Source organism: Mesotoga sp. UBA6090 (assembly GCF_002435945.1).
Classification (GTDB): Bacteria; Thermotogota; Thermotogae; order Petrotogales; family Kosmotogaceae; genus Mesotoga.
In genome coordinates this window covers 1-20,116 of record NZ_DIXC01000055.1, presented here as the reverse complement: position 1 = coordinate 20,116, position 20,116 = coordinate 1, and the positions used below count along the sequence as shown (strand labels likewise).

Annotated in this window: 15 protein-coding genes; 8 read left to right on the top strand and 7 right to left on the bottom strand. The window is 49.2% G+C overall.

Annotation, left to right across the window (positions count from 1 at the left end; translation table 11 throughout):
• The first annotated feature begins 144 nt into the window (after positions 1-144).
• The 8 genes from B3K42_RS08485 to B3K42_RS08450 all read left to right on the top strand — a co-directional run bounded on the left by B3K42_RS08485 (position 145) and on the right by B3K42_RS08450 (position 12,988).
• A complete protein-coding gene (locus B3K42_RS08485) occupies positions 145-1,404 on the top strand; it encodes an ABC transporter substrate-binding protein (RefSeq protein ID WP_110990895.1) in 1,260 nt (419 codons plus the stop codon).
• An 81-nt stretch (positions 1,405-1,485) separates the two neighbouring features.
• Positions 1,486-2,373 carry a carbohydrate ABC transporter permease gene (locus B3K42_RS08480; protein WP_110990910.1) on the top strand — a complete coding sequence of 296 codons (888 nt, stop codon included), beginning with the start codon at positions 1,486-1,488 and terminating at the stop codon, positions 2,371-2,373.
• Positions 2,374-2,385: 12 nt separating this feature from the next.
• On the top strand, positions 2,386-3,228 hold the full coding sequence (locus B3K42_RS08475) for a carbohydrate ABC transporter permease (RefSeq protein ID WP_110990894.1): 843 nt from the start codon (positions 2,386-2,388) through the stop codon (positions 3,226-3,228).
• A gap of 19 nt (positions 3,229-3,247) precedes the next feature.
• Positions 3,248-5,413, top strand: coding sequence for a hypothetical protein (locus tag B3K42_RS08470; protein ID WP_110990893.1), 2,166 nt, complete (start codon positions 3,248-3,250; stop codon positions 5,411-5,413).
• Between the two features lie 4 nt (positions 5,414-5,417).
• A complete protein-coding gene (locus B3K42_RS08465; protein ID WP_110990892.1) occupies positions 5,418-6,404 on the top strand; it encodes a LacI family DNA-binding transcriptional regulator in 987 nt (328 codons plus the stop codon).
• Between the two features lie 17 nt (positions 6,405-6,421).
• A complete protein-coding gene (locus B3K42_RS08460; RefSeq protein ID WP_110990891.1) occupies positions 6,422-9,115 on the top strand; it encodes a hypothetical protein in 2,694 nt (897 codons plus the stop codon).
• Positions 9,112-10,344, top strand: a complete 1,233-nt coding sequence (locus B3K42_RS08455) for a uroporphyrinogen decarboxylase family protein (protein WP_110990890.1) — start codon at positions 9,112-9,114, stop codon at positions 10,342-10,344. The genes B3K42_RS08460 and B3K42_RS08455 overlap by 4 nt, the downstream gene beginning before the upstream one ends.
• Positions 10,328-12,988 carry a glycosyl hydrolase-related protein gene (locus B3K42_RS08450; RefSeq protein ID WP_292598259.1) on the top strand — a complete coding sequence of 887 codons (2,661 nt, stop codon included), beginning with the start codon at positions 10,328-10,330 and terminating at the stop codon, positions 12,986-12,988. The genes B3K42_RS08455 and B3K42_RS08450 overlap by 17 nt, the downstream gene beginning before the upstream one ends.
• Before the next feature lie 999 nt (positions 12,989-13,987).
• On the opposite strand, the gene B3K42_RS08445 is transcribed toward B3K42_RS08450, so the two are convergent.
• The 7 genes from B3K42_RS08445 to B3K42_RS08415 form a co-directional block, all read right to left on the bottom strand.
• On the bottom strand, positions 13,988-14,482 hold the full coding sequence (locus tag B3K42_RS08445; protein ID WP_292598257.1) for a FumA C-terminus/TtdB family hydratase beta subunit: 495 nt from the start codon (positions 14,480-14,482) through the stop codon (positions 13,988-13,990).
• Positions 14,472-15,290 carry a fumarate hydratase gene (locus B3K42_RS08440; protein ID WP_292598256.1) on the bottom strand — a complete coding sequence of 273 codons (819 nt, stop codon included), beginning with the start codon at positions 15,288-15,290 and terminating at the stop codon, positions 14,472-14,474. Before B3K42_RS08440 ends, B3K42_RS08445 begins: the two co-directional genes overlap by 11 nt.
• Positions 15,291-15,301: 11 nt before the next feature.
• Positions 15,302-16,738, bottom strand: coding sequence for a lyase family protein (locus B3K42_RS08435; protein ID WP_292598254.1), 1,437 nt, complete (start codon positions 16,736-16,738; stop codon positions 15,302-15,304).
• A gap of 1 nt (position 16,739) precedes the next feature.
• A complete protein-coding gene (locus B3K42_RS08430) occupies positions 16,740-17,621 on the bottom strand; it encodes an amidohydrolase family protein (RefSeq protein ID WP_292598252.1) in 882 nt (293 codons plus the stop codon).
• 5 nt (positions 17,622-17,626) lie between these two features.
• Positions 17,627-18,448 (bottom strand): carbohydrate ABC transporter permease, encoded by an 822-nt coding sequence (locus tag B3K42_RS08425; protein WP_292598250.1) that lies wholly within the window; start codon positions 18,446-18,448, stop codon positions 17,627-17,629.
• A gap of 17 nt (positions 18,449-18,465) precedes the next feature.
• Positions 18,466-19,353 carry a carbohydrate ABC transporter permease gene (locus B3K42_RS08420; protein ID WP_292598248.1) on the bottom strand — a complete coding sequence of 296 codons (888 nt, stop codon included), beginning with the start codon at positions 19,351-19,353 and terminating at the stop codon, positions 18,466-18,468.
• 53 nt (positions 19,354-19,406) lie between these two features.
• On the bottom strand, positions 19,407-20,116 hold a 710-nt coding region (locus B3K42_RS08415), incomplete at its 5' end, for an extracellular solute-binding protein (protein WP_292598247.1).

Below are 20,116 nucleotides of genomic sequence, written 5' to 3'. Positions count from 1 at the left end.
CGTTTGCAATATTCTCAGTTAATCGCGATTATTTTACCAGAAATCACCGAGAGGGCAGATTTCTGGATTCGAATATGAAAGTCTCGAAATGATAGAGTTTGTCGGGCAACATGGGTACCGAACCTATTCCGGGGAGGGATTAAGGTGAAGAAAGCATTTCTGATTGTTTTTTTGAGCGCGCTACTGGTAACACTGGCTTTTGGAGCGCCCACTAAGGTGAAGTTCTGGCACATGTATCTTTCCGGTCCATCAAAGGATGTCATGGATGAGATCATCGCCGAGTTTAATGAAACTCACAAAGGAATGATTGAGGTCGAAGATCTCGCAATATCCTTCTGGGACTACTGGGACAAAATCAGGGTAGCGATGGCTGCCAAACAGGAACCGGACGTATTCCTTCACGATCTGGGAAATGTCGGGATGAGAGCCTCTACGGGCATTTTGCTTGACTTAAGGCCCTTTTTGGTGGCAGCCGGTTTCGACCCCGACGAAGTGTTCTTCGAAGGCCCTCTGCAGATGTGTTCTTATGAAGGCGGGATCTACGCGCTTCCACTCGAGACAGATGTAAGACTGCTTTTCTACAACAAAGATCTCTTTAGACAGGCGGGACTCGATCCCGAAAAACCGCCTACAACATGGGAAGAACTCCTATCATATGCCGAGAAACTCAACGTTGTCGACAAGAATGGCGATTACGATGTCATCGGGTTCAATCCACTCTACGGGCAGTCTTACTTCTGGATGTACGTCTGGGGTAAGGGAGAGAGTTTTATCAATGAAAACGGCGATGTAGTTGTCAACACCCCTGGAATCATTCAGGCTCTTGAAGAGTGGGTCGCACTTATCGATAAGATGGGTCTGGAGAAGCTTCTTGCATTCGGTGCAAACTTCGGCTGGGGAGCGGCGGATGCCTTCATCGCCGGCAAGGTGGGAATGGGAATCCAGGTTGGCAATTTCATAGCCGATCTGGCAACCTACGCGCCGGATCTTGATTACGGCATCGTTCATATACCATATCCCGTTCAGAAAGCAACCTGGTCCAACGGCTTCTCTTTAGAGCTCTCGTCAAGGACGAAGAACAGGGTCGAAGCGGTGGAGTTCGCGCTTTACCTGCTGAGCGATGAGGTGCAGCTGAAGCTGGCTGACAGCATTTCCTCTCTTATAGGCAACAAAAGAGCCGCCTACAAATCCGACCTTCTTGAGAATCCGGAGTGGAAGATGCAGGTCGAGGCCCTCGAATTCACGAAATTCAGACCCTTCGTTCTCGAGGCGCCACTCTGGTATGAGACTCTGCAGGTTGCGACCGAAGAGGCCATCTACGGACGAAAGACACCCGAGCAGGCTCTAAACGATGCGCAGAAACTGATTGAAGCAGAAATTCAGAAGTACAAGATGACTCACTGAGCATGCTGAAGGTAGCCGGACCGAAACTGTCTTCTCGTGTCCAGCTACCTTCAATTTCTTCCGAAGGGAGAGCCTGAAAACATGAAAAGAAGACGGAGCAAGTATTTCAGAAGAAAGAATCTGGCCGGTTATCTCTTCGCGGCGCCCTGGTTGATAGGGTTGTCAACATTCATTCTTGCTCCGATACTGGCAACTCTCTTTCTCAGCTTCACCAGCTATGACATGATAAACGCTCCACGATGGATTGGATTGACGAATTACAAGATTCTCTTCACACTCGATCCAGGTTTCTGGAAGGCGCTGGGTAATACCTTCTACTACATGTTCGGTTCCGTCTTTCTCAAAGTTTTCATAGGTCTGATCTTCGCCCTGCTCCTGAGTAGTGCATTGAAGGGAATGCGCATATTCAGAACCATTTATTTCCTTCCAGTAGTTCTTCCATCGATTCCGGTAATGTTTCTCTGGATGATGATGTTCAATCCCAGAAGCGGCCTTATAAACCAGATACTAGGATTCATAGGGATCAAAGGTCCTCTCTGGTTGAACTCTCCACAATGGTCGAAACCCGCGTTGATTCTCATGAGTATATGGGGCATAGGAGGCATTATAGTCATCTTTCTGGCCGGTCTCCAGGATGTTCCCGAGTATCTTTACGAAGCCGCCGAACTGGATGGGGCCAACAGGCTGCAGATGTTCTGGCGTATCACAGTTCCCATGATCATGCCCGTGATCTTCTTTAACGTCGTGACTGGGCTCATAGCTGCCTCCCAGGTATTCGCAGAATCCTACATAATGACTGCCGGCGGTCCCCTGGAATCAACGACTTTCGTGAATCTGAAGATTTATCTTCTCGCCTTCAAAGATGTCAGGATGGGCTACGCTTCGGCGATGTCCTGGGTGATGTTCATGATACTCGTCCCTATGACGATCCTTCTCTTCAGAATATCCAGAAGATGGATGGATTACTGAGGGTGATTGATTATGAGAAGCCTGAATAGAGCGAAATCAATAAGATCTGTCACTATATACGGGGTACTCGCCTTTTTCAGCGTGGTTTATCTGATTCCGCTTTTCTGGATGGTTTCCACCTCACTGAAGCCGGATTCTCAGATAATGTCGATACCGATGCAGTGGTTCCCACGCCCGCCGCAGTGGGGGAACTATGGCAAGGCAATTGAAAGTTTCCCCTTTTTCAGATACTTCTTCAATACTGTCTTTCTGACCGTGATGAACGTTCTGGGAAACACTGTCACTGCCTCCTTGGTGGCCTACAGCTTTTCAAAGCTGCAGTGGAGGGGCAGAAACCTGCTCTTCTACATCACTATCGCTACCATGTTCATCCCCGGGCAAGTCCTGATAATTCCCGTGTATATTCTTTTCACCCAGCTCGGATGGATTAATACCTATCTGCCCCTGATCGTACCGGCCTTCTGTGGAGGAGGTGCCTTCAACATCTTCCTCCTGAGGCAGTTTTTCATCTCGATTCCCGACGAGCTTATGGAGTCGGCCAGGATTGACGGAGCGTCTGAGTTGCGAATCTTCACAAGGATAGTGCTTCCTCTTTCGAAACCGGCTCTCTTCACTGTGGCACTGTTTACCGTAGTTTTCACATGGAACGATTTCTTCGGCCCACTGATTTATCTTCACGATCCGTCGATGTGGACGCTGGCAATTGGATTGCGTGGTTTCCAGCAGCAGTATTCAACTAACTGGAATCTGTTGATGGCCGCTTCTACGCTCACTGCCCTCCCGCTCATTATTCTATACTTCACCGCACAGGAGAAGATGATGCGCGGTTTCACTCTGAGAGCCGGGATAAGATGAAGGTTGGGAGATCGTAACGATGAAAAGAACCGTCCTGCTCTTGACTGTTTTATTTCTTGCAGTGACTGCGCAAGCCAAAATCGAAAAGGTGTATCTAATTCCCTTCAGCCACCAGGATATCGGCTTCACGGGAACGCAGCTGGAGGTCGCCCAATTCTATGCGGAAATGTACAACGATCTTCCCGATTTCATGGAGAGTTTTTCGGATTTCAAGTTCACCGTAGAGACCTTCTGGCAGTTCGACTGCTGGCTGAAATCGAACCCTGAACCCTATCTGGTCGACCTTTACCGGCATTATGCAAGGGAGGGAAGGATAGAGTTCGGGTCGGCATATGGCTCGATGCATACAGGATTTACAAATGATTATGTACTCTCGAAAAGCATGGAAAGGGCTCTCGATTTCGCCCGTGAAAGCGGCTTCGAAATCGCCACCTGCCTCATGAACGATGTCCCCGGTTTCTCGGCAGATCTTCCCGACGTTCTAGCAGAGAAAGGGGTAATGTACTTCATGAGCGGGATAAACGATGCCTATGGATCGGCTCTCGGTCTTGAAGGCAGTCACAACCTGTTCTATTGGCAGGGTCCCCTAGGAAATCGCATTCTCTGCTGGATCAGCAAGGACAGCTACGCGGAGGGCTATCTGCTCAAGAATATGTCAATGCTCCGGAATTATCTGAACAATCTTGAAGAAACGGGGTACCCGTATTCAGAAGCGGCGATAATGATCGCATTTGACAATGCCGGGTACTTCCCCGGTGCCGTCGCATATCTCGATCTCTATAAAGCTTGGGATGATCCGGAAACAGAGCTGTTAATCTCCACTCCTTCGCAGTTCATGAATGTTATGGAAGAGAAGTACGGAAAAACTCTGGAAACCTACAGCGGCGATTGGTCGGGTTGGTGGGAGGTTGTCAAGAGCGGAGGACCCTCTTCAGCCGGACAGGTACGCCGCGTACAGGAATTCGCAAGGGAACTGGATGAAGAACTCGAGAGAACGGACCCAGAGCTGAAAAGCTCGATGGACCTCAATTTGGTTATGTACGGAGAACACACATCGGCCGTCACTGCTGGCTGGCCTGGTAAGCTGACGTTGGCGAAGACCATCACGTCGAATGCCAGCGTTGTGGGCTTCGCCGTCGAAGCTTACGGGGCCCTGGAAAAACTCCTGGAAAAAATGACCAGTCAAGAATCTGTAAGCGACGAACTTTACATTATCGCCCCTCACGATGGAGAGTATTACGTAGAAATACCGTCCGAAATTCGCGAAGGGGAATGCCTGCAGCTGGAAATTTCGGGCACGATCTTCTCAGGGTACCCGTTTCATACAGAATACACGGATCGCTGGAACTCTTGTGAAGATGGATACTTCTTCTTTCTGCCATTGAAGAAGGGTGTGAATTCAGTGCTATTAGCCGGATACAGAAAAGAAACGGATAATGAAGAAAGTCTTAAGAGCTTCTCCACTCTTGACTACCAGCAAGTTGAGGACGGCTCGATAGAGGTCACAATGACATCCAGAGAAGGCCAAAGTCTGCAATTCGATCTAAGGCTTGAATCTTATTTGACGGGAGAACCCACGACCTTTCTGCCTTCAGGTGCTAAAATATCTTCACAGAATCGATCTTCTGATGGGTTGAGAGAGGTTGTGACTCTCGGCTTTGACCGCGGTCCACTTTCACAGATTTCGCTCATAGTCTATTCCCGTGGAGGGGTCGAGATAAGGGTAGCAATCGACAAAGAAGGTTTGCCGCTGATACCGTACGCTGACCATTCGATAAACTATGTTCTGGCTCTAGGGCTTGAAGACATCACCGGCATAGAATACATGGGGGCAAGGTCCTTCACGAAGATGAATAGCGGCCTAGCCGGGGAGAGGCCTCCATTCATACCCTTCGAGAGCTTTGTCATTCTCGACAGATCGGGGGAGAAGACCTTGGTCGCCAGTCGTCAGAGTTTCTCATTCAATAATGGCGAGAAGCTGAGGTTTCAACTTCTCAGGCATTACAGCTATAGCGCCACTTCGGACCTGGGCATAACCCTCCTCGGTGAAAATGAGCCGGGGACTCCAAAGGTACAGGTCTTTTCGTTCTATATGGACACATTCGCAGGCGGGGGATTTGAAAGGGCGTCCGGCTTCATAAATGCCCCTTTCGTAATCACAGCTACGTCAAGAGAAGAAAGGTGATTGTATGAGCGTCGGTTTGAAAGAGATCGCTGAACTTGTAGGCGTGTCAATCTCCACTGTCTCCAGGGCATTGAGAGACGATCCGAGAGTAAACAAAAGGACGAAGGAGAGAATTATCTCCGCAGCAAGAAACATGAACTATCTGCCTAACCAGGCTGCAAAGAGCCTGGTAACGAAGAAAACTATGACAATTGGTCTGGTCCTTCCAAACCTCAGGTCATTCATGCATGATATATTCGACGGCCTGGAGAGCGTGTGCTCTCCGGCAGGCTATAACATACTCCTGGGCGTCTCCGACAACGATCCGACGAAGGAGATGCGAGAACTCAAGCTTCTGCTGGAAAAGCGGGTTGACGGGCTTATTCTCTTTTATGTCGGGGGCGTTTTCAATCAGGCGTCCATAAGGTTCCTCAACAGCATCTCCGTGCCATTGATTCTGATAGACAGGTACATTCCCCGCTCGCATTTCGATTTTGTGGTGAGTGACAACCGCAACGGTTCCAGAAAGCTGGTGGAGCACCTGGTCTCCAAGGGAAAGGAGAAGATAGCCTTTATTACTCAGGAGGAAGACGCGTCGGCCATCAGAGAGAGGCTGGACGGTTTCATGGATGGAGTGCTCAAGTGCGGAATAAAGCTGCCTTCAAAATACATCGTCAACGGAAAGACCCTCAGAATGGAAAACGGCTATGCCTGCACCAGAAAACTGATGAAGCTCGATGACCCTCCGCAAGTGATAATCGGGAGCACCGGAGATATTACTCTGGGTGTGGTTAAATACCTTCTGGAACATCCGCATCTGGAGAATAAAATCACCGTCGGCGGGTTCGACGATTTCGAGTTTCTCTCATTCCTGAAGATTCCAGTAACCACAGTGGCCCAGAAGACCTATGAAATGGGGAAACAGGCGGCGACAATTCTTCTGAATAGATTGCAGGGAGACCGGGGAGAGCAGAGAAGAGTCTTTCTGGAAACGGAACTCGTTGAGCGATAGAACGGTGGTGCAAAAGGATGATAGTTGTAAAGATTGATGAGGCCTTCATAAGGACAGAGCTGGTTTTTACCGATTTGCTGAAGAGATCCGAGGCATTCCCGAGGCTGACATTGATCCACAATCACTCGGAAGAAACATGCGAGGTCTTTCTTTCGCAGGTCGGCTCGAACGAACGCCTAACGATTCCTCCGGGGGAAACATCAGAACTCTTTGTCTGCGAGAGCGGCAAAACTAAGGTGACAGTAACTTCGTGCGGCCAAAGAGTCGAGAAGACTATTGAACTTGACCCACCCAGGAGGATCGAATTCAACCTCCTGATGTTTTCTCACGTCGATCTGGGCTATACAACAACCATCAGCGAGGTCGAAAAGCTTCAGGCCCGTTATTCATCCACTGCGATCGATTACTATCGTGAAAGTCTTGAATTCCCCGAAGAGTCGAGGTTCAGGTGGAACATAGAAACGACCTGGGCTCTTTCCTGCTTCGACAAGAAATCCAGTCCGAGCGAAAGGGAGAAAATCCGCGATCTGCTGAAAAGCGGAGAATTTGGCATCGGAGCTCTCTATCTTCATCATTACGCAGATAGAACCGAGTTCGAGGAGCTCTTCCATTCACTGAGGAAGGCGAGATCCTTGAAAGCGGAGGGTATTGAAGTTAGGAGTGCCTTTCTCAGCGATGTGCCTGGAATGAGCACGGGGCTTCTAGAGCTCCTGGTCAACATTGGTGTCGAAAACCTCTTTATGTCAATTAACAATTTCGTGGCGCCCTTCAAAGAGTTTACGAATCTGAGAACACCATTCTTTTGGAGACTTCCCGGAGGCGGAAGGGTTCTAGTCTGGATTACTGACGATCCAAAATGGGCCTACATAGAAGGGTACAGATTCTTTGAATCAGATCTTGCAAACCTAAGAAGAGAAATTCTGGCAAAGCTGACCGAACTGGACGGCAGAAACTACGGACCACCGGTCTATGCCATTCCTATGGCTATCGACAACAGAGAACCGGTCTTTACTCCGGTAAAAATGATTGAGGAATGGAACCTTACCTGGAGCAATCCAAGAATCACGACCGCAACCATCAACGGCTTCTTCGACAGGCTCAGGCCTTTCTGCGCCGATCTGGAAGAAGCCGAAGGAGAATTCAACGGCTGGTGGACTTCGAACATTCTTGCCTATCCAAGAGAAAACTCGCTCTCTTCGAAGGTTTTTTCAAGACTGCACGAGGCCTCTTTGTTAAACTACATTTCGGACGGAGAATGTCTGGAAGAAATAGAAAGCAACTTTGAGAAACTCAGTGGATTTGACGAGCACTCTGGCGGAGGCGGGCTTTATCTCTCGAACGACCCGGAAAAGATTCTTGAGGCCGTATCTCAGGGTTTCGGGTGGGTCTTTCAGGCCTCCCGAGGAGCCGACGATACGCTGAAGGCCCTTAGAGAAAGGGTGTTTGGTAGCGGCGAGCTCATCACTGTCCTCAACCCGACCGGTCATACTCGCAATGATTTCTGCGTAATGGGGTGTGATGATCCCGATCTAAGACTATTTAAGGGGGATGGAACGGAAGTTCCCTCGCTCTTCTACGACGGCAATCTGTACTTCGATCCTGGAAAGCTTGTTGCCTTCGAACACAGAAGCTTTCTGGCCGAGAGAGTTTCGAAAGAAATTCCTGACACATCCCTTTCGGAAGGGGACTTCGAGATCTCGACACCGGACTTTGATCTCTCCTTCAACGACAGGGGCGAGCTAGTATCTGCTGTCTCCAAAAAGGACAACACAGAAATAGTGTCACCCGGTTCATCAGCAGGAAAAATGAAGATTGTGCGTCAACCTGTAAATCCCGCCGGCAATCTGGTAGACGCGGTTAATCACGAAGAGCTGTACACCGGCAAGGTGCCGGCCGGCTTGATAGAGGATTATCTGTCGTTGAAATGCGGCCATAGAGTCTTTGAATCCTCGTGGGGAGTGGCAGTGGAGTTCGAGCCGATCGACAAGTACTGCAGGCCCTTCAAGAAGACTTACCTCCTGCCCGCCGGTAGAGGGGAGATAATCTTGAAAGTGAGATTCAATTACATATACGGCGTCGGTCCTTCCGATTTTGTCTTTCTAGAGATACCCCTCAATGCAGAAAACCCTGAAGTGTGTTACTCTTCTCCCGGAAGGATTACCCGTCTTGAAGAGCTTATAAGCGGAAGCGGGGCGGATGCGCTTACGGTCCTCGGTGCTTTGAGAATAGAGGATAGCGACGGCCGCTCGTTCAACATTGGTATGGAAGGTGTGAACCTCGTCGATTTCGAATCACCTTCTCCACTGGGGTTCAGGCGGTTTCTTGCAAACAGCGGCAGACTCTATTTTAGGCTTTTCAGCGGGAACCTGCAGAATCGTTTTGCCAGTCCCTACCTCAACGGCGAGCCGCTGAATTTCGCCGTAAGGCTTTCAGGCAGGTCTCTTGAGTTATGTGAATACTCCTCTATTGTCAGACATCCGCTCTCTGCCTTCAAGAGCGGGGCGAAAACCACATCGGCCCGGTTAACGGAAATTCGAGCGAGCGAGCACGTTGAGCTGTTTTTTGGAAATGATTCCTCGAACAATGCGGCGGTTTTTGCGAAAGAAGTTTCCGGAAAGCGTGGTCACATCTTCACTGGAGAAGGGAAAGGCTATACATTGGAACCGTTCGGGTTTATTTCCATATCTGAACAACCGGAGGGATCGATATGACTTCAAGAGAGAGAATAGTCGAAGCCATGAACCACAGGGAAGCCGATCGGGTCCCTATTGACCTGGGAGGCATGAGATCGACGGGAATACACGCGATCGCCTACAGGAAACTCAAGGACCATTTAGCCGTAACCGACAGATCGGTCAGAATCTACGATGTATTTCAGCAGCTTGCTCTGGTCGAAGAATCGGTGAGGGAAAGGGTTCATTCTGACGTCGTTGAGCTCAAGAGGCTTGACGGAGGTTATGGAACAAGAATTGACGAATGGATTGAATACGATATGTTCGGGGACGGAGGCAGGTACCTTCTGCCTGCCGGCTTCGACCCTGTTCGAATGCCCGACGGTTCCAGGGCGATAATCAGGGACGGTCGGATAGTGGCAACAATGCCGGATGGAGGGTTCTTCTTCGACGGTAAATACTTCCCACTGGCCGGGGCTGAAGATAGAAAGGCCATCGACGATGAAATCAGGGCAGGACTTTCGGAAAGAGAAGTAACCTTTCTCAAGGATCAGCTCTCAGAGTTGAGGAGCGCAACTGATTGCGCTATCATGGGTGCTTTTGGGGGGAACTTCCTTGAAGCGGGACACAGCTACTTTGGCTATCAGGAGTTTATGGAGAAAATGATAACCGACCGGCCTCTCGTGGAGTATTTCCTCGACAGACTCCTGGAAAAGTACCTTGTTGAGCTTGACGTATACCTGTCTGAATTCGGCGGAGATATTGATCTTATTCAGATTGGTGATGATTACGGCACACAGGAGAACACGCAGATATCCCCCAGAATATTCAGAACTCTATTTAAACCTCGGCTAAAGGATCTCTGCGATTTCATTCATTCCAAAAGACCCGGACTCTTCATCTTTCTTCACTCCTGTGGATCGGTTTACCCTTTCATCGGAGACTTCATAGATGCCGGCGTTCAGGTTCTCAATCCCGTTCAGACAAACGCGAAGAACATGGACCCCGTACGCCTGAAGCAGGAGTTCGGAAAAGATATCGTGTTCTGGGGAGGCGGCTGCGACACTCAGCATGTATTGCCGTTTGGAACCGTTGAAGCGGTTGAAGAAGATGTTAAAAGAAGAATAGACGTCCTGGCGCCCGGAGGGGGTTTCGTCTTCGCGTCGATTCACAACATACAGATGGAAATCTCTCCGGAAAAGATCTTGCGACTATATGAGACTGCCTTCGAATACGGAAGAGGTGAGCACAGTGGCGAGCGGCGGTAAGACCGTACTCGTGCTGTCCCATACACACTGGGATAGAGAGTGGTATGAACCATTTGAATCTTTTAGATTCAGACTGGTGAAAGCAATGGACCGACTCATAGAGATTCTCCAGAAAGACAGCCGATACGAGCGCTTCAACCTTGACGGACAGCTCGTTGTTCTGGAAGACTACCTGGAAATCAGGCCGGAAATGCGTCAGACACTGCAGAAGTTGGTTAAGTCAGGGAAAATCGGTATCGGACCGTGGTATGTTCAGGCCGATGAATTCCTTTCCGATGGGGAGTCACTGATTCGAAATCTGTTGCTAGGGATGCAGCTGGCCAGGGAATTCGGTGAGGTTCAGAAGCTGGCCTATCTACCAGACACCTTCGGTCACAACTCGCAGATTCCTCAGATAGCCAGGCAGTTTGGAATCTCCTCTTCTCTTATATGGCGAGGCGTATCGGGTGATGAATTGCCTTGGGAATTCATCTGGGAGGGCGCCGATGGAAGTTCCCTATACACTTACAGGCTTCCCGAGAGGCAGGGGTACTGCAACATGGCTTTCACACCTCAAGGAGCGCCCGTAGATCCCGCCTTCTTTGTGAACTCAGCTGACGAATTCATGAAGAACTCGGCCACAGGGATAGTCGTTTTGATGGACGGCTGCGATCACATGGAGCCCGATGAAAAAATCCTGCCACTCATTGAATACACTGGAAACAAAGACAGTTCCTTTTCCTGCCGACAGGCGCTTTTCAACGATCTATCCAGAGAACTGGAGAAAAAGATTCCTCTTTCTCAGAAAATACCAATTCTCCACGGAGAGCTTAGAAGTGTTAATACATCGAAGAGGGGTTACTTCAACTTCATTCTTCCAAACGTTCTCTCTTCTAGGTGTGACAACAAGCGTGAAAACTTCGAAGCTCTGAATCTCCTGGAAAGTTACGCAGAGCCCCTGGCGTCGTTTGCCTGGTTGGCCGGCCGGAAGTACCCCAGGAGTTTTCTGACTAAGGCGTGGAAGCTAGTTCTTCAAAACCTGGCACACGACAGTATCGGTGGATGCAGCGTCGATAAGGTTCACCGAGATGTGTCTCACAGATTTTCGCAATCAGTAGAGATAACCCAAAACGTCGTTCAAGACTCCATGGCGAGACTTTGCTCGGTAACTGGGGATAGAGAGAATAGCTCTTTCGTTCTATTCAACCCTTCCCCATACATAAGCAATACTCTTGAACTGGATGTTGACCTCCCGGCCAACGTTCTTGAAGATTCTTCAAAGTTGCCGACTGTGAAGGACGAAGATGGTAAAGAGATCGAGTTTCAGATCTCTTCGATGAAAAGGACTGAGAAGGCTCTAGGCTTCCTGGGGCGATCGGCTCCAATAGAGAAGGTGGTGTCCTTGAAGGGTTATCTCGATGCAAAAATCGAGGGACTATCATTCAAGAGATTCTACATCGCACTTTCAGACAGACCAGTCAATTACAGGAAATATGAAGAAGAAACCCTTCCTCAGCTGGAAAACAGGTGCATGTTGGTGAGAGTCCTTCCTGACGGAATTATTGAGATCCTCAACAAGGCCACAGGTGAGAAAGCGTATTCGAATTTATTCGAAGATTCCGGAGACGCTGGGGATGGCTATGTCTATTCAAGACCGGCTTTCGATAGCCTCGCCACGAGTTCAAATAGCCTGAAGGAGATCGAAGTTTTCGATAGCGGCCCTCTGTCAAAAAGTCTGAGACTCCACTATTCTATGCTCATTCCGAAGGGTCTAACCGAAAAAGGACTGTCAAGGAGCAGCTTGAAAATAGAGATGCCCCTTCAGTGTACTTTGAAGCTCACGAAGGACAGCGGCGTTCTGGAAATCGAAACGGTTGTAGAGAACTACTGTGAAAACCACAGGCTTCAGGTGAATTTCTGGAAGGAAAAACCCGGAAAGGCCATCTTCTACAAGACCCCCTTTGACATAGTTACCGGTGCAAAGGATAGAGTTCAACAGGCGCCGAATCCAAACTGGATTGAGGATGAACCCGTCGCGTTTCCGAATGGCGGTTTATTTGGAGAGATAAAGACATCGGATGAGTTTGACGGATTTGCCGTGAGCACCAAAGGGATCAATGAATTCGAAAGCAGCGCGAAAGGGGTGAAGCTGACTCTCTTCAGGGCGGTCGGGCATCTGGCTTCGCCTTATCCTCTTTCGTGTATGAAGCGAGCAGCAGGACCAAAGATAGAAACGCCCGAAGCGCAAATGAAGGGCAGCCTGGTCTTCAGTTATTCGCTTTTTTTCATGAAATCGCTGAAAGAAACTTTAGAGAAAAGTTCCGTCTATCTGAAAAAACCTCTGGCAATGGGCTTCGCGAATGAACTGCCGGAAAGTCCTCTGGCCGTTAAGGGATCCACTACAGACATTGCTTCCATAAAGAAGGCCGAGGACCGGGACAGTCTGATTCTTAGACTTGTGAATCTCTCAACACAGCGCGACAACGTGAAGATAGAGCTGAAGGAAGCACTCTTTGATAGAGTCTTCCTTTGTGATGCGAGCGAAGAGAGGAAAGAAGAGATCTCAATCGAGAACTCAGAGATATATCTAGTCTGCGAACCAAAAGAGATTGTGACTGTAGAACTCCAGCCACTCGGTCGACAGAGCTCTCAAAGAGCTTCTTGAACAAGTGAAGTACATTCGCCCGGAATGTCAACCGGCTACCAAGAGTGTGAACCATACTGGTACGCTAAGAGCCGTGGTTGGTGGTTGGTCAAGAGCAAAGAATTAGTTGCAAGTTACAAGTTGTGAGTTGTAAGAAGAACAAGAACCGGGGTTGGGGGTACGGGTGGAGGTCGGAAGAACAACAGAAATTGGTTCGCCGTTGAGCGGTTATCCGTTTGCCGAGGGAAACCTGTTATTCGTTCCAGAGCGAGGACCTGTTCTTCGTTCCTAGATCCGCTGTACGCTTAAAATCAAGGACCCGCTGATCGCTGTGAAGCAGAGACATAATCTCGACTCTCCTCCTTGGTCATCCCGTTGAGCCTGCCCCAATATGCCCCTGTTTGGGGGTACTGATCGGGATCCCGTATTTGAGAACCGCTGGTCGCTGATCGCTTGAAGACCCGTCCTTCGTTGTCCGTCCCAGATCACGGCCCGTCCTTCGTCAAGACCAAAGCCCTGATCCTGACCAAGAGCATTGTCAGGATGACGTGAAGGGGTTGGCATCCCGTTGAGCCTGCCGCTAAATCCACTTGCTTTGTCATTCCGTAGTGTTCCTATACGGGATCTGGTTCATGATCCCGATAACGGACAACGATAATCAATCTCGTCTTCTCGTGAGCGCAGCGAACTCTCGACAATGCTCTTTCTCGACTCGTCTCATTGAAGGAGCGAGATGCTGAATCGAGTTCAGATGACGACTTTTGGCGTTTCTTTACTTTAGGGCTTGCAACTTGGAACTGACAACTTGCAACTGCTCTTTCGAAGGACGGGTCCTTGCTCTTGGACGGTCAACGGACAACGGCTTTTGTATGAACCATAATGCCATGAATTGCTGCTTTCGGCAGGGTGCTGTGCTGAGAAGACCTTCTCGGGAGGCGTAGTACAAGGCTTCATTTGCTCCCGAGCGTAAATTGGCTGTCGCAGGCGTGCTGTTGCAGCAGTATTGAGAGTAATGATCCTCTATTCATTGATGAAAACATCGTTTCCAAGGGAATCGATCGCGACGTAGAGCGGGAAGTCTTTCACCTGAACCTTGAATATTGCTTCCGTGCCGAGATCTTCGAAAGCCAGAGTCGTCATTTCGGAGATCCTCCCGGCCAGCGCGGCAGCGGCGCCACTGGGAGCCAGGAAATAAACCCTGCCGTACTCTTTGCAGAGCGATACAGCCTGCTTGCCCCTCTTCCCCTTTCCTACCGTTGCCAGAACACCTTTAATAAAAAGCATCTCAAGAAATGAGTCCATCCTGTTCGAAGTTGTAGGACCGATAGCCCCGAAGGAGTCCTTCGTCGGTTTGGCCGGTCCCGCGTAAAAGATTATCGCCCCGTCAAGAGAAACCGGCAGCTCTTTACGTTCTTCGAGCATCTTCTTCAAGCACTTCTGTGCGGCATCTCTCATGATGAGAAACTCGCCTGAATAAAGGAGCTCGTCGCCTACGCGCAACTCTTCAATCTTCAAAGACTACTCTCCCCTTTCTGGCGATATAGCAGTCCGTCGCGAGTCCTACCGGCATTGTGGCGATATGCGTCGGATACGTTTCAATGTGCACCGAGTATGCCGTTATCCCTGTTCCCAGACCCTGATAACCTATCTTCAAATCGTTGATTTCTCTCAGTATTCTTTCTTCAAGAGCCGCGTAGTCCTTATCCTGATGCCTCTCATAGAAGGATCTGGTAAGCGCAAGCTTAGCAAGTATCATTGCCTTGTCGGAACTACCTCCGATCCCTATGCCTACCTTCAACGGCGGGCACCCTCTGGCCGCACTCTCCCTAAGAGACTCGACAACCGTGCAGACCAGTTCGTCCACTGTTGCGGAGGGATTCAACATAAAAAGCCGGGAAAGATTCTCACTGCCGCCTCCTTTAACAAGGAAACGGATTTCTAACTCATCTCCCCTCGTCGGAAAGAGATGGCATATGACCGGCGTGTTGTCTCCGGTATTTTCCCTTTTCATAAGGGGATCGGACACAATGGAGTACCTGAAGGGGCTATCTGTGTATACATTTTTCACTGCCGAATTCAGTGTTTCTATTATTGGCTCTTCAAGAGCAACTTCGTTTCCCTGAAAGACGAAGAACTCGAGAAATCCCGTATCCTGACAGATAGGGAGTCCAGTGTCTTTTGCCACGGCCGCGTTTTCTCTCAACACGCTTGAGAAAGGTCCGTCATAGAGATCGAGCAGTTCCACGATCTTCGGGTCCATCTCCGTGTTCGCCTTCGAAATTGCCTCTTCAAGGCTTCTGATTATTCTTTCCGCCGAAATCAAAGTCCCACCCCTCAACCCAGGCTGTTGAACTCCTTAGATAGACATTCCTCGCTCTCAACTACTTTCTTAGTGAGCCCCTCCAGTGAGTGAGTAATCAGTTTCAAGTTTTCTTCCATCAAATCTACAACACTCTCCATCCCGGAAATCGAAGGTCCTCCGGGAACGCTCCGAGTTTGAACGAAATGTCGCGGAGAGAGAACTGTCTCCAGCTCCTGATCGTCCATTTTCAAGGCCCTTCCCACCAGTTCAAGGAACCTTCGGCGAAGAGCTTCAAGAGAGTATCCCGACTTCACAAAGGCGCTAGTCACGCCGTGAGCGGTTCTGAAAGAGATCCCTTCCCTTCTTACCAGCTCATCGGCGAGTTCTGTTGTTGTGGCACCGGTAGAGAGCGCGATCTCATCCACCCTCTGCTCATCTACGGAGACTTTCAGGAGCATCTCTTGCAGCAATTCCAGCAGGCCCGACAGCGTTTCACAGCCCCTGGTGAAGTTTGTAACCGGTGCGTCGGCCACTTCGTTCACGTCCTGGTAAGGCACGTTGTGGAAGAGATCTATCAGGCTCTGGAAGTCACCGGCGGCCATTCCTGACTGGATCCTTATATGCTCGATAATGACAGGATTTCTTTTCTGTGGCATTATGCTGGAAACCTGCACTAGTTCATCTGGAAAGCTTAGCATTCCGACTTCACAGGAGGCTTTGTGTCCCATGTCTGCCATGAGGCGCGTTATATCGTTGAGAATACTCTTGAACCACATCGAAGGATAAGTGAGCCAGTGGGAGGTGACAATAGCCTGGTAGGAGTTAGGCACCGGCTTTTCGAACCCAAGGAGATCCGAGACCAGCTGCCTGTCAATGTCGAAACCGGTCGTAGTAATCGCCGCGGCTCCAAGAGGGCACTGGTTAACTACTCTGAGGGATGCGTTCAGCCCTTCGAGGCCTTCTAGAAATTCGAGCATGAAAGAGGAGAGATAGTGTGCGAGAGTCGACGCCTGTGCAGGTTGCCCGTGGGTGTACAGAACCAGGAGTTGATCTTCAGATCCTTTGATCTTCTCGATCAAGGCTCCGGCCAGCTTCAGCATCTGCTCAATGAGGGAAATCATCAGCTTTCTTACGTACAATCGGAAGACCGTTGTGTCCATGTCGTTCCTGCTTCTGGCCGTGTGGAGCGATCCGGCCTTTTCCCCTAGAAGGTTTCCAAGCTGTTTCTCGTAGTAGAAGAAGAGATCCTCGACACCGGCAGGGAACTCTTCTGGTATTTCAAGAGTAGAGTCGAGTTCGCTCATGGATTTCTTCAGTGCCGTTGCGGTTTCCGAATCGATTATCCCTTGACGTGCGAGCATGACCAGATGAGCCCTGTTCTGTTGCTTGAACTCATTCAGAAAGGCTGCCGCCCAGTGTTTGTAGGATTTTGCAAGCACGTGCTTCACGTATATCGGAGAGAATCCCATATTACCTCCCGTTCAGAAGGTCGTCGATATTCCCGTAGACTACCCTTTCAATTTCATCGTCGGAATAGCCGACGTTGATCATGGCTTTGAACTGCTCATCGAAATAGGACTTTGCGTAACCTCTCGGAAAATAGCTTGAATCGGTTCCGAAGAGTATTCTTTCCGGTCCTATAGTCTCTCTGTACTTTCTGAAAAGCATCTCAAGGTTCACTTCGTAAGGCATCCATCTCATCCACTGGTTGGATCCGCTTGTGTCGATATATACGTTGGGACAGGCCCAGCAGAGATTCAGCGTTTCAAAGATATATCCGCAACCGAAATGAGGAACGATTATCTTCATGTTGGGAAATCTCTTTGCCACATCATGTATTATCAGCGGGTTTATATTCACATGGTTGGCGATCCCCCCGGCAGAGCCCATAATACCAAAATGAATCAATACTGGAATATTCTCTCGCTGGGCGACCTCCCAGACCGGATAAAGATCCTTGCTGTCAAGAGGCTTATCAACACCCGGTCCAAGTATTTTGTACCCTTTCAGCCCCTGCTCCTCAATTGCCTTCTCCAGCAATTCGGGTGCATCTTCCAGGGAAGGATCATGATGAGCATAGCCATAGAACCTGTCGGGATGGGCCTTAACTATCTCCGACATGGCCTCGTTCCCGCCGGAAGTTACGAAAACCACCGAGATATCGTGCTTAATCGTCTCTCTGTACCATCTCTCTACCATTTCATCCTGAGAAACAGCGGGTTCGGCCCCATCGAACTGCCGTGCCTTTCTCCAGCGAGCTTGTTCTTGCTTGACCCATGGGTGAACATCACCCTTGGGCCTTCCCAAGAGATCTGGAGAAGGAAAATGAACGTGAGAATCTATTATTCGCATATCTATCATCCCTTCAATCCCGACATGGCGATTCCCTTCACAATCTGCTTCTGGAAGATAATGAAGAAGACTATCAGCGGAATAGTCGAAACGGCGGCGCCAGTCATAATCAACTCCCACCTGGTTAGGTTCTCACTCGAGAAGTAAGACAATCCGACAGGAAGTGTATACATTTTCGGTGTTTGCGCCACAATGAGGGGCCACAGAAATGCATTCCAGTTGCCAACGAAATTGAAGATCGCAAGCGTTGCGAGCGCCGGTTTGACAAGAGGCATCACAATTCTAATGAATATTCCGAATTCCGAGACCCCATCAATTCTTGCGGCATCGATCAGGTCATCCGGTATCGTCGACATGAACTGTCTCATAAGGAAAACTCCGAACGCGCTGATCATACCAGGAAACATTATGCTCCAATAGGTCTCCATCCATCCCAACTGCCTTACCATGATATACCACGGAATAACGAGCATCTCGGTCGGAATCATGAGTGTGCTGAGAATGAGTATGAATATGATGTTCTTGCCCGGGAAAGTGTACTTGGCGAGTGTATAACCCACCAGCGAATCAAAGAATAGAACAGAAATAGTTGTTACCACAGCCACAATCATGCTGTTCAGGAACCACCTCGGAAACATTGAGTAGTTGAAAATGTATTCGTAGTTGTCGATCGTTGGTTCATCCGGTATCAATGACATCTCATAGATCTCTTCTGATGTCTTGAAAGACGAAGAGAACATCCAGACAAAGGGAAAGACCATCACAACAGCGAAGATCGTTAGAAATATATAGGCAAATATACTTGTTTTCCTGTATGCTCTAGTCATGCATAACCACCCACCAATCAGTATTGGACTCGCTTGTTCAATACCAGCAGTTGAATCAGCGTTATACCCATTATTAGAATGAAAAGTATCACGGTTGCGCTAGAAGCGAGACCCATATCAAAAGATCTGAAGGCCTTTTGATATATATATAGCACCAGGGGTTTAGTCGCATTCAGTGGACCTCCCGATCCCTGATCGGTCATGTTATAAACCTGCGTGAAAATCCTCAGAAAAGTAATGCTCTGTGTAACCACGAGAAATACTGTTATCGGGTTAAGGAGCGGCAGGGTAATTTTGAAGAAAGATTGTCTTGACGTAGCCCCATCTATTTTGGCCGCCTCCTGATATTCTTGGGGTATAGTCTGCAGACCGGCAAGATAGATAATAATGCAATATCCCAGGTTCACCCACACCGTAGTCACAACTATAGCCGGCAAAGACTGGTTCATGCTGGACAGAAAGGGTTGAGCATCGAGACCGAAGGCCATAAGGATATTGTTGAGCACTCCCGCGGGCGGTCGCTGGTAGATCCATCTCCAAACCCAGCTCACTGCTACTAGCGGTGTGATGTAGGGCATAACGTAGAGCAAACGATAAAACCATTGCAAATGTCTAACCTTGTTCAGCGTCGCGGCCAAAAATAGCGATAGGACTATCACAAGAGGTACCCCATAGGCCACGTATTTTATAGTATTCCAGAGAGAAGTAATGAATACCTTGTCTTTGAAAAGCTTGACGAAATTATCGAACCCGACAAAGTCCTTTTTTGGCGAAATCAGCCTCCAGTTTGTGAAACTCAGCCAGAAGGCATATATCATTGGATAGAAACGGACAACTATATAGAAGACGAGCGGAATAGCCAGGAAAACATACGCAGTAACGATTCTTTTCTGACTTATTTTCATCTCTTACCCCCAAAGAGAATGGCCGTGGCCTCGCCACGGCCACACACTTCAAATTACTCTACTCTTGACCAGAATTCGTCTATTATTGCTTGATCTTCTGCTGCTGCTTCTTCGAAAGCCTTAATAGGATCCATGCCCAGTATCCAGACCTTGTCGACGGCATCCATCAATACCTGTCGCTGGCCACTCTCGTCAACAAAGAACGTCGCATGAGCGTACTCCAGACCCTTGAGGAATGGCCCAAATTCAGGATGATCGTAATAAGCGGCCGCAACGTTCGGGTTGGCGGGGAGTTCTCCCACCTGCTCAAGCCAGAGTGTTTGAGCATATTCGGAAGTTATGAACTTCAGGAACTTGATCGAAGCGTCAAGCTTATCACCGGTCGCATTTGTCGTTATTGCGTGTGCCCAGAAAGAAGCGAAGTTTGACTTCACGCCGTTCATCGACGGAAGTTCCGTAACTCCCCAGTTAAGGTTGTCAAGAGGTCTGAAAGTTCCTAACCTGAAAGAGCCATCGATCGTCATTGCGGCTTTCAAAGATCTGAAAGCGGTAACGTCGTCGTTCAGGAAGCCGGGATAACCGACCTTGTCCTTGGTGATCAGATCGGTATATACCTTCAGAGTCTCTGGTGCAGTCTGGTAGTAAAGAACGGTTCTGTTGTCTGCGCTGTAGGGTGTTCCACCGAGCTGTCTTACAAGAACCTCTCTTATCCAGTGGTGACCCTGACCGGATGGCTGCATAGTCAGGCCTTCCTGAATTATGT